The organism is Marmoricola sp. URHB0036 (assembly GCF_000426045.1).
Lineage (GTDB): Bacteria > Actinomycetota > Actinomycetes > Propionibacteriales > Nocardioidaceae > Marmoricola.
In genome coordinates, this window is the sequence record NZ_AUEP01000014.1 from 38907 (window position 1) to 52560 (window position 13654).

12 protein-coding genes and 1 tRNA gene are annotated in these 13654 nt (G+C 70.5%); 5 read left to right on the plus strand and 8 right to left on the minus strand.

The window, feature by feature from the left end; translation table 11 throughout:
- Nucleotides 1-138 precede the first annotated feature (138 nt).
- Nucleotides 139-873: a helix-turn-helix domain-containing protein gene (locus H976_RS0116360; protein WP_027862416.1), complete on the minus strand. Its 735-nt coding sequence runs from the start codon at nucleotides 871-873 to the stop codon at nucleotides 139-141.
- A 37-nt stretch (nucleotides 874-910) separates the two neighbouring features.
- Nucleotides 911-983: transfer RNA gene (locus H976_RS0116365), tRNA-Leu, on the minus strand.
- Nucleotides 984-1033: 50 nt separating this feature from the next.
- Between H976_RS0116365 and H976_RS0116370 the strand changes: the two genes are divergently transcribed.
- On the plus strand, nucleotides 1034-1657 hold the full coding sequence (locus H976_RS0116370) for an ANTAR domain-containing response regulator (protein WP_027862417.1): 624 nt from the start codon (nucleotides 1034-1036) through the stop codon (nucleotides 1655-1657).
- A gap of 10 nt (nucleotides 1658-1667) precedes the next feature.
- Here H976_RS0116370 and H976_RS0116375 read toward each other — a convergent pair whose 3' ends face one another.
- A complete protein-coding gene (locus H976_RS0116375; RefSeq protein ID WP_027862418.1) occupies nucleotides 1668-2426 on the minus strand; it encodes a DUF554 domain-containing protein in 759 nt (252 codons plus the stop codon).
- 85 nt (nucleotides 2427-2511) lie between these two features.
- Here H976_RS0116375 and H976_RS0116380 point away from each other — a divergent pair, with 85 nt between their 5' ends.
- From H976_RS0116380 to H976_RS0116390, 3 genes are read left to right on the plus strand one after another with little or no spacing between them, the layout of a single operon-like run.
- Nucleotides 2512-3084: a GNAT family N-acetyltransferase gene (locus tag H976_RS0116380; RefSeq protein ID WP_027862419.1), complete on the plus strand. Its 573-nt coding sequence runs from the start codon at nucleotides 2512-2514 to the stop codon at nucleotides 3082-3084.
- A gap of 52 nt (nucleotides 3085-3136) precedes the next feature.
- Nucleotides 3137-4687, plus strand: coding sequence for a hypothetical protein (locus tag H976_RS0116385; RefSeq protein ID WP_027862420.1), 1551 nt, complete (start codon nucleotides 3137-3139; stop codon nucleotides 4685-4687).
- Nucleotides 4684-5895 (plus strand): hypothetical protein, encoded by a 1212-nt coding sequence (locus tag H976_RS0116390; RefSeq protein WP_027862421.1) that lies wholly within the window; start codon nucleotides 4684-4686, stop codon nucleotides 5893-5895. Before H976_RS0116385 ends, H976_RS0116390 begins: the two co-directional genes overlap by 4 nt.
- Nucleotides 5896-5897: 2 nt before the next feature.
- Here H976_RS0116390 and H976_RS26855 read toward each other — a convergent pair whose 3' ends face one another.
- Genes H976_RS26855 through H976_RS0116410 form a run of 4 tightly spaced genes read right to left on the minus strand, consistent with a single transcriptional unit; the run spans nucleotide 5898 to nucleotide 9530 of the window.
- A complete protein-coding gene (locus H976_RS26855) occupies nucleotides 5898-6617 on the minus strand; it encodes a class I SAM-dependent methyltransferase (RefSeq protein ID WP_036226938.1) in 720 nt (239 codons plus the stop codon).
- The gene (gene rffA / locus H976_RS26860; protein WP_196804119.1) at nucleotides 6614-7804 is read right to left on the minus strand and encodes a dTDP-4-amino-4,6-dideoxygalactose transaminase; all 1191 of its coding nucleotides are present in this window, start codon (nucleotides 7802-7804) and stop codon (nucleotides 6614-6616) included. Before rffA ends, H976_RS26855 begins: the two co-directional genes overlap by 4 nt.
- Nucleotides 7801-8550 carry a sulfotransferase gene (locus H976_RS0116405; protein WP_027862422.1) on the minus strand — a complete coding sequence of 250 codons (750 nt, stop codon included), beginning with the start codon at nucleotides 8548-8550 and terminating at the stop codon, nucleotides 7801-7803. Before H976_RS0116405 ends, rffA begins: the two co-directional genes overlap by 4 nt.
- Nucleotides 8547-9530 (minus strand): glycosyltransferase family 2 protein, encoded by a 984-nt coding sequence (locus H976_RS0116410; protein WP_027862423.1) that lies wholly within the window; start codon nucleotides 9528-9530, stop codon nucleotides 8547-8549. The genes H976_RS0116405 and H976_RS0116410 overlap by 4 nt, the downstream gene beginning before the upstream one ends.
- Before the next feature lie 99 nt (nucleotides 9531-9629).
- Between H976_RS0116410 and polA the strand changes: the two genes are divergently transcribed.
- The gene (gene polA / locus H976_RS0116415; protein WP_027862424.1) at nucleotides 9630-12329 is read left to right on the plus strand and encodes a DNA polymerase I; all 2700 of its coding nucleotides are present in this window, start codon (nucleotides 9630-9632) and stop codon (nucleotides 12327-12329) included.
- Here polA and H976_RS26865 read toward each other — a convergent pair.
- Nucleotides 12255-13553, minus strand: a complete 1299-nt coding sequence (locus H976_RS26865) for a lipopolysaccharide biosynthesis protein (protein WP_196804120.1) — start codon at nucleotides 13551-13553, stop codon at nucleotides 12255-12257. The genes polA and H976_RS26865 overlap by 75 nt on opposite strands.
- Nucleotides 13554-13654 lie beyond the last annotated feature (101 nt).

Genomic DNA, 13654 nt, shown 5'->3' on the forward strand with positions numbered 1-13654 from the left:
CACGCGAAAAGGGTCTCGGACGAGACCGCTGGTGAGACAGTTGTCGCCAGTGGGGGCAGAGTCAAGCGTCCGGGCCGGTCGTATCCGAGTCGAAACATTCGCTCTTCAACTGGTCTAGTCGTGGTCCACTTAGGGTCCTCACCGCTTGACCCCGATCAGCGCGTCCAGCCGTGCCACAGCGTCGCGACGTGACACCGAGACGGTCTTGTGGTTGGAGCGGCGCCACGCGACGTCGACGAGGTCGAGTGCCTCGCCGCACCACGCGAGGATCTCCGGGGACATGTTCACGAACTGCCAGCGCGGGTAGTCGTAGCGCTTCCGCTCGCCCGCGACCATCCGCGTCGTCCAGTTGCGCACCCGGGCACCGTCGGAGTGGAACAGCCCGCGCAGGAAGTCCCCGGGATGAGCCGCGACGATCTCGCGCTGCCAGTCGGCCATCCCCAACCGCCGCTCGTGCTTGCGCCCTGGGCCGTGCTGGGGGAACAGACACGGCCAGTGCTGCCAGTACTGCTGCACGACGATGGCGCCCGGTGCGCGGACCCGGAAGACCGGCCGGTTCGGGTGCACGGCCCGGATGCAGGCCTCGACGTCATCGACGATCCCCGGCCAGGTGCTGTCACACGAGACGCGAAGAGCGTACGCGCGACCGACGACCGAGCGGCACCCGTCGCCCAGGTAGTAGCCGAAGAGAGCGGCGTACTGCGGACTGGTGGGGTGCGCCGGGCAGTCGAACGCGGCAGCGCGATCGATGCCGTTGTCGCGCCAGTCGCGGATCGCTGCCCGGCTGATGCCGAGCGTGCCGCTCACCGAGTTGATCGAGCGACCCTCGGCCAGCAGACGCAGTGCCTCCTGGCGGACGGACGTCGGGTACATGCCCTCAGGGTCAACGAGGGCACCGACGGAAAATGGGTGCCCCGGGTGGGATTCGAACCCACACTGGACGGTGTTTGAGACCGCTTCCTCTGCCGTTGGGATACCGGGGCCGCGCGACCGCACAGGCTACCCGAGCGCGCGACCGATAGCCTTCCCGGTTGTGACCGCCACACCGGAGCCCACGGGTGCCTCGCGCCGCCGCGTCGTGATCGCGGAGGACGAGGCGCTGATCCGGCTCGACCTCGCGGAGATGCTCGCCGAGGAGGGGTACGACGTGGTGGGGCAGGCCGAGGACGGGGAGAAGGCGGTCGAGCTCGTCCTGGAGCACCGGCCCGACCTGGTGATCCTCGACGTCAAGATGCCGCGGCTCGACGGGATCGCCGCCGCCGAGAAGATCGCCGGCGAGCGGATCGCCCCGGTCGTGATCCTGACGGCGTTCAGCCAGCGCGACCTGGTCGAGCGGGCGCGGGACGCAGGCGCGATGGCCTACCTGGTCAAGCCGTTCGACCAGACCGACCTGGTGCCGGCCATCGAGATGGCGGTCAGCCGGTTCACCGAGCTGCGCCAGCTGGAGTCGGAGGTCGAGGACCTGACCGAGCGGCTCGAGACCCGCAAGCTGGTCGACCGTGCCAAGGGCGTCCTCCAGCAGCGGCTCGGGCTGAGCGAGCCCGACTCCTTCCGCTGGATCCAGAAGACCGCGATGGACCTGCGCCTCTCGATGCGCCAGGTCGCCGAGGGCGTCGTCGCGCACGGCCCGGAGATGGGCGGCGACGGCCCCGGCTAGGCATCGCGGGCTAGCGGATCCGGATCACCAGCTCGGTCAGCAGCGGCGCGACCAGCAGCGCGGGCAGGAAGTCGGCGACCTTGACCTGCTTGATGTCGAGCAGCCGGAAGGCGACGCCGAGCAGCACCAGGCCGCCGGTGGCGGTCAGTGCGCTGAGGTGGGCGTCGGGCACGAAGCTGCCCAGGGCCACGCCCAGGGCGGTCAGGCCACCCTGGATCACCACCAGTGAGATGACGCTGAACCCGACGCCCCAGCCGAACGAGGCGGCGAACGCGATCGCGGCGAAGCCGTCGAGTGCCGACTTGAGCAGCAGCTGGTCGGCGCCGTTGCCCAGGCCCTCGTTGATCGAGCCGAGGATGGTCAGCGGTCCGACGCAGAAGACCAGAGAGCTGGTCACGAAGCCCTGGATGAAGCGGGTCCGTGCCTCATCCCCGGACCCGGCCCCGAAGCGGCGTACGGCGGCCCGCTGGAGCAGGCCGCCGAAGTCCTCCAGCCGGTCCTCGATCCGCAGCAGCGAACCGGCGATCCCGCCGATCAGCACCGACCCGAGCACGATCAGCATCGGGGCCGACGCACCGACCGCGTCCGAGAGCGCTGCGTCCGTGACGTGAGCAGCCGAGAGGCCCGCGATCAGCAGGGTGACGAGGCCCAGTCCGTCGGTCACGACCTTGCGCGTACGCTCTGGCAGGCGGTGTCCGACGAGGACGCCGATCGAGGTGCCGGCAAGCACCGTGACGACGTTCACGGCAGTACCGATTCCGGGGAGCACCCGATCTCCTTTATATTGCAACGACTGCGGCGAGACAGTGTCTCACCGCGGATCTGTGTCCAAGGCCTGCGGGCAGGAGGTTCCCATGCCACGTCAGGCACCACGCATCCGTGACGCCGTCCCCGAGGACGCCTGGGACCTGCTCGACCTGTGGGCCGCAGTCTCCGGCATCGGAGACCACTCCAGCTCACCCGACCGCAGCCTCGCCGACGCCGAGCAGGCGCTGGCCACCATCGCCCTCGACCCCGACCAGCGACTGCTGGTCGCCGAGCACGAGGACCGCATCGTCGCCGCGATGAAGCTGAGCCGCGGTCCGCTCTGGCCGCTGGCCCTCGACCAGGCCGTGCACAGCTCCTTCCTCCTGGTGCTCCCGCACTACCGCCGCCACGGCTACGGCCACGCGCTGATGGAGGCCGCCCTGGCCTGGGCCGAGGAGAAGGACATCACCCAGATCACCGTGGTCACCGACGGCAACCGCGACACCAACCGGTTCTTCGCCCGCCTCGGCCTCGGCACGCTCGGCAACGTGCGGCACGCCCACACGGCGGCCCTGCGCAAGAAGCTCACGACCGAGCGCGCTCGCAGCGGCGGCAACCGACACCTCGTCGAGGTGCTGGCCCAGCGGCGGTCGATGCGCCGGCGCCAGGGCACCGCCTGAGCGGAGCGTCGCCCCTCTAGGGTGGCCTCGTGTCTCCACGCCCGGCTCACGGATGAGTGCCCGCGAGGCGCTCCCGTCGTCCCGGTGGAGGCGGGCCGACCCGCTGGTCCTCGTGGTCGCCGGGGTCTCCCTCATCGTCTACACCCTGCACGGCTTCCACGGGGCGCTGACCCGGGACCTCGGCGTCTACAGCTACGCGGGCCAGCAGATGGCCGACGGGGTGCCGCCGTACCTCGGCATCCTCAACCGGGCCGGCCCGCTCGCCCACGTCCTTCCCGGAGTGGGCGCCCTGATCGCCCGGGCCGGCGGGTTCGACGAGCTGATCACCATGCGGGTCCTGTTCATGCTGATCGCCACTGCATGCGTGTGCACCACCTACCTGCTGGGCCGGGACCTGTTCCGGTCGCGGGCCGCGGGCATGGTCACCGCCGCCACCCTGCTGGCCTTCCACGGGTTCATCCAGTACGCCTCGAACGGGCCGCGCGAGAAGACCCCGATGACCCTGTTCATCATCTGCGCCCTCTGGGCCGCCACCCGGAGGCGGTGGTTCCTCGCCGGTGTCTGCGTCAGCCTGGCGACCCTGTGCCTGCAGACCTCCTTCGTCAGCACCTTCGCCGCCGTCGTGGTCGCCGCGCTGCTGCTGGCGCGTGGCGGTCGGGTGCGTGCGCTGCTCCGGATCGTCCTCGGCGGTCTCACGCCGGTCGCCGTGCTGACGGTGTGGTTCGCCCTGGCCGGCTCGCTGCACGCGTCGGTCGAGGCGTTCGCGGTGATCAACTGGGTCTACACGGTCCCCAACCCCGTCACCGACAAGCTCGACGCGGTCTGGACGGACATGCAGGCGGCCTACGGCTCGACCGTGTGGTTGCTGTTCGGTGGCCTGCTGGCCCTGGTCGTGTGCTCGGTCGCGGCGCTGTCCCGACGTGCCCGCGCTGCCAACCCCAACGTCCTGATGCTGCCGGCCTGCACGGTCGGGGTCGTGGCCGGGCTGGCGTGGACACTGAAGGACTACGACGCGTGGCCCGACCTCTTCCCGGTGCTGCCCTTCTCGGCCGTCGGTGTCGGTGCCGTCTTCGCCGCGGTGGCGCAGCACCTGGCCCGTCGTACGGCGGGCGTGGTCGCGGCGGGGCTGTCGGTCGTCGCGGTGGTGCTGGCGTTGCAGTACTCGGTGTCGGTGCGCGACGACACCCTGGACGTGCAACGCCGCGACGTCGACGCCGTGCTCGGGCAGCTGCCGAAGGACGCGACGATCACCTCGATCGAGGCACCGCAGCCGCTGGTGCTCACCGGTCGGACCAACCCCACCCGCTACCAGACCTTCCGCGGCGGCCTCCAGGACTACATGGACGACACCTGGCCGGGAGGGCTGGACGGGTTCAAGCGGGACCTCGTGGCCCGGCAGACGGACCTGGTCGCCGTGGGAGAGACCGTCTCCCATCGGTGGCGGAGGTCGATCGAACCCGACTACGTCTACGTCGGCAGGGCGCCGGACTGGGGTTGGTACGCCCGCGCGTCGCTCGGTGAGGCCAGGATCGCTGCCCTGCGCAAGGCCGCGAACTTCGACCCGTTCGACCCGCTGGCCCGACTGGGGGACTCCGCCCCATGACCCGGACCGACCGCTCCACGACGGCGCTCGCGCTCGGTTCGGTGGTCAGCGGGCTGCTGGCCTACCTGTTGTTCGCCCTGATCACCCGGGGTCTCGGTGCTGAAGCGGCCGCGCCCGTGTCGGTGCTCTGGACGCTGTGGGCCTTCGCCGGCGCGGCGTTCACCTTCCCGTTGCAGCACTGGATCACGCGCAGCGTCGGAGCCGGCCACGAGGGCGACGTACGCCGAGCCGCCGCCCGGGTGTCGCTGCTGGTGCTGGCCGCGGCCCTGGCACTCGGCCTGCTCTCCTGGTCGGTCCGCGACCAGCTGTTCCACCGCGAGGACGCATGGTTCCCGGCGATGGTCGTCCTCGTGACGCTCGGCTCGGCGGTGATCGGCGTGGTGCGCGGAGGGCTCGGTGGCCGGGGCCGTTTCGAGGCGGTGGCATGGAGCCTGGTGGCCGAGAACGGCCTGCGCTGCCTGCTCGTCGGCGGGCTCCTGCTGGCCGGTGTCCACGACCCCGTGGCGCACGGCCTGTGCCTGGTCGCCGGGTCACTCGTCGTGGTGCTGTGGCCCGACGCGCTCAGGTTCACGGTCGCCGGCGCCGGTCAGTCGCGGCCGTTCGCCTTCCTCGGCGGCGCCGCCACCGGACAGCTGATCAGCCAGACCGTCCTGACGGGCGGACCGGTGTTGCTGGCGCTGCTCGGCGGATCGGCGCGCGAGGTGACCGCGATGTTCGCTGCCCTGGCCCTGTTCCGGGCGCCGTACATGGTCGCGCTCGGGTCGGTTCCACAGCTGACCCTGCGCGTCACCAGGCACGCCGTCGCGGGGGAGTACGACGTGCTGTGGTCGCTGCTGCGCGGCCTGGGCACCGTCGCCGTCGTGGCTGCCGCTCTGGCCGGTGCGCTGGGTGCACTGCTCGGCCCGGAGGTGCTGCACCTCGTCTTCGGCGACTCCGTCGACGTCTCGTCCGGGCAGGCCGCGGTGCTCGCCGTCGGCTGCACCGTTGCCGTCGCCAACCTGGCCCTGATGGTCAGTGCACTGGCCCAGGACCGACCGGCCGGCGTGGCAGGAGCCTGGGGAGTGGCGGTGCTCGTCGGAGCCGGTGGTGTCGTCGCGCTGAGCAGCCAGTCACCCGTGGCCAGGTCCGCAGGTGGGTTCCTGGTGGCCGAGGTCGCCGCGACACTGGTGCTGGCAGTCCTGGCGGTGCGCACGCTGCGCCGTGGGTGAGGTCAGCCCGGCTTGACCGCGGCCAGGAACACCGACGACCCGAACGGCAGGTCACGGCGGCGCAACACTCGCGCGTCCACCGCGCACAACCCCATCAGCACCCGGTCGGCACGAGGAGAGACGGGCGGCAGTCGGGTGTCGCCCTGCGGTGCGGGGCCGAGCCGTCGGCGTACCCGCTCGGCGAGGAAGACCGGGAACACGCCCCCGAAGGCGTACGTCGACCGGAGCACCTGCATCCCGGCCCCTTCCACCAACCGCGTGAGTCGCGGCCGGGTGTAGCGCCGGTGGTGCCCGGCCTGGACGTCGTGGTCCGACCACGCCCACTGGTACGCCGGGACGGAGAGCAGCATCCGGCCGCCCGGGACCAGCACGCGCGCGAGCTCGGAGACGGCGGTCGTGTCGTCCTCGCAGTGCTCCACGACGTCGAACGCGGAGACGACGTCGAAGGTCTCGTCGGCGAAGGGCAGCCGGGTCGCCGACCCGCACACGCCCTCACCGGGGACCAGCCCCTCCGGGAGCAGGTCGAGGTTGACGTGCTGCTGGCCCGTGCGCATCCACCCCACGCTGGGGGCGTCGGCGCTCCCCACGTCGAGGGTGCGCCGCGGCATACCGAGGTGGGGAGCCATCACGACCTCGAGGAGGTCGGTGCGGGCCCGGTGCCACCAGTAGCCCTGCTGACGAAGCGAGGAGGACCCCGGCTGCGCGGTCGGGTGGGAGCTCACCTGTCGCGCAGGGTCGCGGAAGCGGTGTCGAGGAAAGCGGCCACGACGCGGTCGACGTCGTGCTCGCTGAGGTCGTTGTAGAACGGCAAGCGCAGCAACCGGTCGCTGACCTGCTCGGAGACCGGGCACTCGGTCTCGCGGACCGAGAACGCCCGGCCGGCGTCCGAGGTGTGCAGCGGCAGGTAGTGGAAGGTCGCCTGCACGCCCAGCTTGCGCAGCATCTCGAGCGAGTCGTTGCGACGGTCGCGCCCGGGCAGCAGCACGTAGAACATGTGGTACGCCGACTCGCGTCCCTCCGGCACCTGCATCAGCTGGAAGTCGAGCTCCTCGGCGTACGGCGCCAACGCCGCTGAGTAGTGGTCGTGGATGGTGCGGCGCTTGGCCTGGATGGTGTCGCGCTCCTCCAGCTGCGCGAGGAGGTACGCCGCCAGCACGTCGGAGAGACCGAACGACGATCCGGTGTCCTTCCAGGTGTACTTGTCGACCTGCCCGAGCATGAACGCGCGCCGGTTGGTGCCCTTGTCGTAGAGCACCCGCGCCCGGTCGACGTCCACCGGATCGTTGAGCACCAGTGCGCCGCCCTCACCACAGACGAAGTTCTTGGTCTCGTGGAAGCTCAACGCGGCATAGCGCCCCAGGCTGCCCAGCGGCCGTCCCCGCCAGCTGCCGAAGAGTCCGTGGGCGTTGTCCTCGATCAGGCGGACCTCGGGCCACGCGGCCAGCACCTCCTGGATGCCCTCCATGTCGCACGCGACGCCGGCGTAGTGCACCACGACGACGGCCCGCACGTGCTCGTCGAGCAGGGACGCGAGGTGCTGGGGGTCGACGCTCAGCGTGCGTGGCTCGATGTCGCAGAAGACGAGCCCGGCGCCCTGACGCGCGAACGCGAGCGCCGTGCTGGTGAAGGTGAACGACGGCACGATCACCGTGTCGTCGGGCTGGAGGTCGAGCAGCATGGCGGACAGCTCGAGTGCCGAGGTGCACGACGTGGTCATCAGCACCTCGGCCGCGCCGGTGTGCTCGGCCAGGACCTGTGCGGCGCGGCGCGTGAACTCGCCGCCGGACGCCGGGTGTCCACCCTGGATGGCCTGCTGGATGTACTCGAGCTCGCGGCCCGCCACGGCAGCGACGTTGAACGGGATCTCCGGGAGCTCCACCGGCCGGCCCCTTCCCTCTGCCTCGGTCACCACGGCAGCGTCCTGCCGAGGTGGGCACCCAAGGCGGCGTTGCTCGCCTCGAAGTACGACTGAAGTGTGCCCACAAGCGCGTCACTCAACACAGGGGGGTCGCCCAGGCTGGTGTTCACCGGTTCGCCGGGTGGGGCGGGTGCCACGCCGGGGTCGACGCCCAGGTCGCGGAACAGGCCGTCGAGGACGGCGGGATCGGCGAGCAGCTCCTCGGTGAGGACCACGTGGGTGGTGCCCGGGAACGTGGCGGTCCAGGGCTCGAGGTACTCGAGGTAGCGGCCGCGCCGGACGTAGGCGAACGGGGAGACCGAGGTCCTGGTCCGGTCCCATGGCTGCTCGGCCTCGAGATCGGCGCGCAGCGCCACCTCCAGCGGCCTGGTCTCGAGACCGTGCCTGGTGCTGAACCTCCAGTTCGACACGGCGCGCTGCACCGGGTCGCGCAGCACGGCGACCACCTGCGCCTCGCCGAGCATGTCCGCCGCCCGCACCGGAGCCTTCGGGTCCTCGAGGTAGCTGGTGCTCTTGTCACCCAGCAAATGCTCGTCGCGGGCGTGTGCGAACCAGGTCGCGTGGTACCACTCCAGGCCACGGGCGGCCTGGTCGCTGTCGCAGAACACCTTGGGCTCGGGCCACGGGGGCCGGGCCATCGTGATCTGGGGATGGGCGTCCAGGGCCTTGCTGAGGTACGACGACCCGGAGCGCTGGGCGCCGATGACGAGCAGGTGTCCCGGTCGCCGGTGGATCACGAGGAGACCCGCTCCGTCACGTGGTAGGTGTTCACCGCGCTGACCGCGTTGAGGGTGCGTACGACGTACTCGCCCAGCATCGAGAGCAGCATGATCACCACCCCGTTGAACACGGCGAGCAGCACGGCGATCGTGGTCCAGCCCTCGACGTGGGTCTGCACGAACAGCGACCGCACGAGGTAGAAGGCGCCGAGCACGAAGCTGCCGAGCGCCACCACGAAACCGACCCCCGCAGCGGCCCGGAGCGGGAAGACCGAGTAGCTGAACAGGATCGCCAGCACCAGCGACATGATCCGTCGCATGCCGTAGTTGCTGGTGCCGACCGGTCGCGGGTCGTGCCGGACCACGACGTCGGCGACGTTGTTGGAGTACAGCAGCGCCTGGCCGGTGATGTAGGGGTGGGCGGTGCGCGACTCACAGATCCGCTCCACCACGTCGCGGCGCAGGATCCGGAAGTTGGAGACGGCGAGCCCGGGAGGCTGCCCGAAGACGCGGCGGTTGATCAGGCTGATCAGCCTGCTGCCCAGCCGCCGGTAGCCGCCGGCCTGCTTCTGCGCGAACCGGCCGAACACGACGTCGTGGCGGCCGAGCATGGCCTTCTCGATCAGCAGGAGCGCCTGGTCGGGCGGGTTCTGGAGGTCGTCGTCCATGGTGATGACGTAGTCGCCGGTGGACTCGCGCATCCCGGCCAGGTTGGCGTGGTGCTGGCCGTAGTTGCGCAGCAGGTTGAGCGCGACGACGTGTGGCGACGTGCGGGCGCGCTCGGCGATCACGTCCCAGCTGCCGTCGCGGCTGCCGTCGTTGACCAGCACGATCTCGTAGCGCAGACCGGCGCTCTCGAACACCTCGACCACCCGGTCGATGGTGGTGGCGACGACGCCGACGCTGTTGAAGACCGGGATGACGATCGAGTAGCTGAAGCTCGCCGGGTCAGGGGACTCGCCCGGGTCGGCTCGACGGAGCGGGGTCGGTTCGCTCACCGTCGTACCTTCCTCCCTGTGGACGCCTGGCGGGCTGGTTGCTCGTAGGGAGCATATGCGCGGGGGAACCTGACGGTGGCAGGCGTTAGGGTCGAATCCGTGCCTGACACTGCCCCCAGCCATGTCACCCTCGACCGTCCGCGCCTCCTCCTCCTCGACGGTCATTCGCTGGCCTACCGCGCGTTCTTCGCCTTGCCGGTAGAGAACTTCTCCACGACGACCGGCCAGCACACCAACGCCGTCTACGGCTTCACCGCGATGCTGATCAACGTCCTGCGCGACGAGCAGCCAACCCACCTCGCGGTCGCCTTCGACGTCTCGCGCCAGACCTTCCGCAGCGAGGCCTACTCCGACTACAAGGCCAACCGCTCCAAGTCGCCCGACGAGTTCCAGGGACAGGTCTCCCTGATCAAGGAGGTGCTCAACGCGCTGCGGGTGCCGTTCGTGGAGAAGGACGGCTTCGAGGCCGACGACATCATCGGCACCCTCGCCACGCAGGCGCTCGAGGACGACTTCGAGGTGCTGATCTGCTCGGGCGACCGCGACTCCTTCCAGCTGGTCGGCGAGCGCACCACCGTCATCTACCCCATGCGCGGCGTCTCCGAGATGAAGCGGATGACCCCGGCCGCGGTGGAGGAGAAGTACGGCGTGCCCCCGGAGCGCTATCCCGAGCTCGCAGCGCTGGTGGGTGAGTCGTCCGACAACCTGCCCGGAGTGCCGGGTGTCGGCCCCAAGACGGCGGCGAAGTGGATCCTGACCTACGACGGGCTCACCAACGTGGTCAACCAGGCCGAGGAGATCAAGGGCAAGGCGGGGGAGAGCCTGCGCGAGCACCTCGATGACGTGATCCGCAACCGCCAGCTCAACGCGCTGGTCCTCGACCTCGATCTGCCGCTGAGGCCCGCCGACCTCGCGATGCAGCCGTGGGACCGCCAGGAGGTGCACACGCTGTTCGACGGGCTGGAGTTCCGGGTGCTGCGCGACCGGCTGTTCGAGACCCTGGAGTCCGAGGAGGACATCGACGACTCCGGCTTCGCGCTCGACATGACGCGACTGGCGCCGGGTGAGGTCGGCGGCTGGCTGGCCGACAACGCCCGCGACGGCCGCCGGGTCGGTGTCTTCGCCGAGGGATCCTGGCGCGGCGGCACGGGCGACGTGCAGACACTGTCGTTCGCGACGGCCGACGGCACCGCCGCCCACGTCGTGGTGGCCGACATCACGCCCGAGGACGACGCGGCGATCGTGTCCTGGTTCGGTGACCCCGAGCAGCCCAAGGTGCTGCACGACGCCAAGGGTCCGATGCTCGCCCTCGCGGCTCGGGGGTGGCCGTTGGTGGGCCTCGGTCGCGACACCGCGCTCTCGGCGTACCTCGCCCGCCCCGACCAGCGTTCCTACGACCTGGCCGACCTGACGGTCCGCTACCTCAAGCGCGAGCTGAAGCAGAGCGAGGCCGACGACGGACAGCTCAGCCTCGACGGGCTGGAGAACGACACGAGCGAGACGGCGATGCTGCACGCCAGCGCCGTCCTCGACCTCGCGGCCGCGCTGGACGACGAGCTCGACGACCGCGGCGGCACCGGCCTGCTGACCGACGTGGAGCTCCCGCTCATCGACGTGCTCGCCCGCATGGAGCAGGTCGGCATCGCGGTCGACCACGACCTGCTCACCGAGCTCGAGGAGGGTTTCGCGACCCGGGTGCGCGACGCCGCCGAGGCGGCCTACGGCGTGGTCGGCAAGGAGGTCAACCTCGGCTCGCCCAAGCAGCTCCAGGTGATCCTCTTCGAAGAGCTCGGCATGCCGAAGACCAAGCGCACCAAGACCGGCTACACCACCGACGCCGACGCGCTCCAGGGCCTCTACGAGAAGACCGGTCATCCGTTCCTCGAGCACCTGCTCGAGCACCGCGACGCGATCCGGCTCCGGCAGACGGTCGAAGGACTGCTCAAGACGGTGGCCGAGGACGGCCGCATCCACACCACCTTCAACCAGCTGATCGCAGCAACCGGACGGCTCTCCAGCACCGACCCCAACCTGCAGAACATCCCGGTCCGCACCGAGGCGGGCCGCCGCATCCGCGAGGGCTTCGTGGTGGGCAACGGCTACTCCGAGCTGATGACCGCCGACTACTCCCAGATCGAGATGCGCATCATGGCGCACCTCTCCGAGGACGACGGCATCATCGCCGCCTTCCGTTCGGGCCACGACTTCCACTCGGTGACCGCGGCCCGGGTGTTCGGGGTCGAGCCGACCGAGGTCACCGGCGAGATGCGCGCGAAGATCAAGGCGATGAACTACGGCCTGGCCTACGGGCTCTCGGCCTTCGGCCTCTCCCAGCAGCTGCGCATCGACACCAGCGAGGCCCGGGGGTTGATGGACGAGTACTTCGAGACCTTCGGCGGCGTCCGCGACTACCTCGGCGGCATCGTCGACGAGGCCCGGCGCAGCGGCTTCACCGAGACGATCATGGGTCGACGCCGCTACCTGCCCGACCTGACCAGCGACAACCGCCAGCGCCGCGAGATGGCCGAGCGGATGGCGCTGAACGCCCCGATCCAGGGGTCGGCGGCCGACATCATCAAGGTCGCCATGCTCAACGTCGACCGCGCCCTCCGCGACGAGGGGCTGGCGTCCCGGATGCTCCTCCAGGTCCACGACGAGCTCGTCTTCGAGGTCGCCGACGGCGAGCACGACGCCCTCGAGGCGCTGGTCCGCGAGCAGATGGCCTCAGCCGCGTCGCTGACCGTCCCCCTCGACGTCTCCGTGGGCACCGGGAGCAGCTGGCACGCCGCCGCCCACTGACCCGGGCCCGGCCGCGGCGGTGGGGTGGCGCAGCCTCACGAGGCTGATCGCCACCAGGATGACGAGCACGGTCGTGTCGACGCCCAGCACGCTCCGCAACAGCTCGTCGAAGGTGTCGGCGAGCGAGCCGAGGCCGATGACGGCGACCAGGGCGAACCACAGCAGGTACACCGACTTGCGCGCCTGACGGGCCAGCACGCTGTAGACGACGATCTGCAGCATCGAGAGCACGCCTCCGAGCAGGGCGAAGGCCCAGAGCCAGTCGCTGATCGCGGAGTACTGCTTGCCGCCGACGAAGATGATCGCCCACCCCGAGAGCACGGTGACGCCGAGAGCCACGATCGCGCCGATCAGCCCCGTCGCCACGAGGCTCTGCAGCAGCGTGCGGAGGCGCGACTCCGCCACGCCCATGGACGGGAAGGCGAGCACCACCACGAACTGGGGGAGGAACAGCACCGCCTTGACCAGGATCAGGCCTCCGGCGTACAGGCCGGCCTGGTGCTCGTCGAGCACGTTGCGGGCCACCAGGATGTCGACGTTGGAGAGGGCGAAGAACGCGAGCAGCGCGTGGGAGTTGTGGAGGGTCTCGCTCCACAGGGCGCCGACCCGGTGCTCCTCGGAGTGCTCGCCGGGGTCGCGCGGACGTCGCAGGGCGAGCCAGCCCACCGCCACCGGGATGTACGCCGCGATGGCCACGCCGAGGAGCGCGGCGAACTCGTTCGGCCACCACACGATCAGCACCGTGCCGATGATCAGTCGGGGCACGCCCGCCCCGACGTAGATCATGGCGAGCGCGATCCACCGGCGCTCGCCCTGGAGGATGCCGGCCTGCGCACCCATCATGGTCAGCGGCGCCGCCGCGAAGGCGACGAGCGCCGCCGTGCCGAGGCTGTCGAGGCGCACCACCTGGTTGATCACGGGGGAGAGCAGCAGGCACAGCACGCCCAGGCCGACCGAGGCCTGCACCCCGACGCGCAGGATGAGCTGCTCGATCTGGTGCACGTGGCCGGGCGTGGCCACGATGCGTCGAGCCGCCGTCGCCTGGAGCGCGAGCGAGGCGACCGTGATGACCAGCAGCAGACCCATCAGCGCGGCGAAGGCGCCGTAGTCGCGCGGACCGAGCAGCCGGGCGGCGAGGATCGTGTACAGGTAGGTGGTGACGTTCATGATGCCCATCGCCACCGCGAGGGTGGTGCCACCCCGCAGCTGCTTTCGCTCGGCCATCACATCGGTGAGGGTACGGGCCTGTTGCGCGGATGGTTGGATCGGTGACGACACGATCGCGACCGGGGATAGGTACGGGCATCGACGCTCGGCGGTGGGAC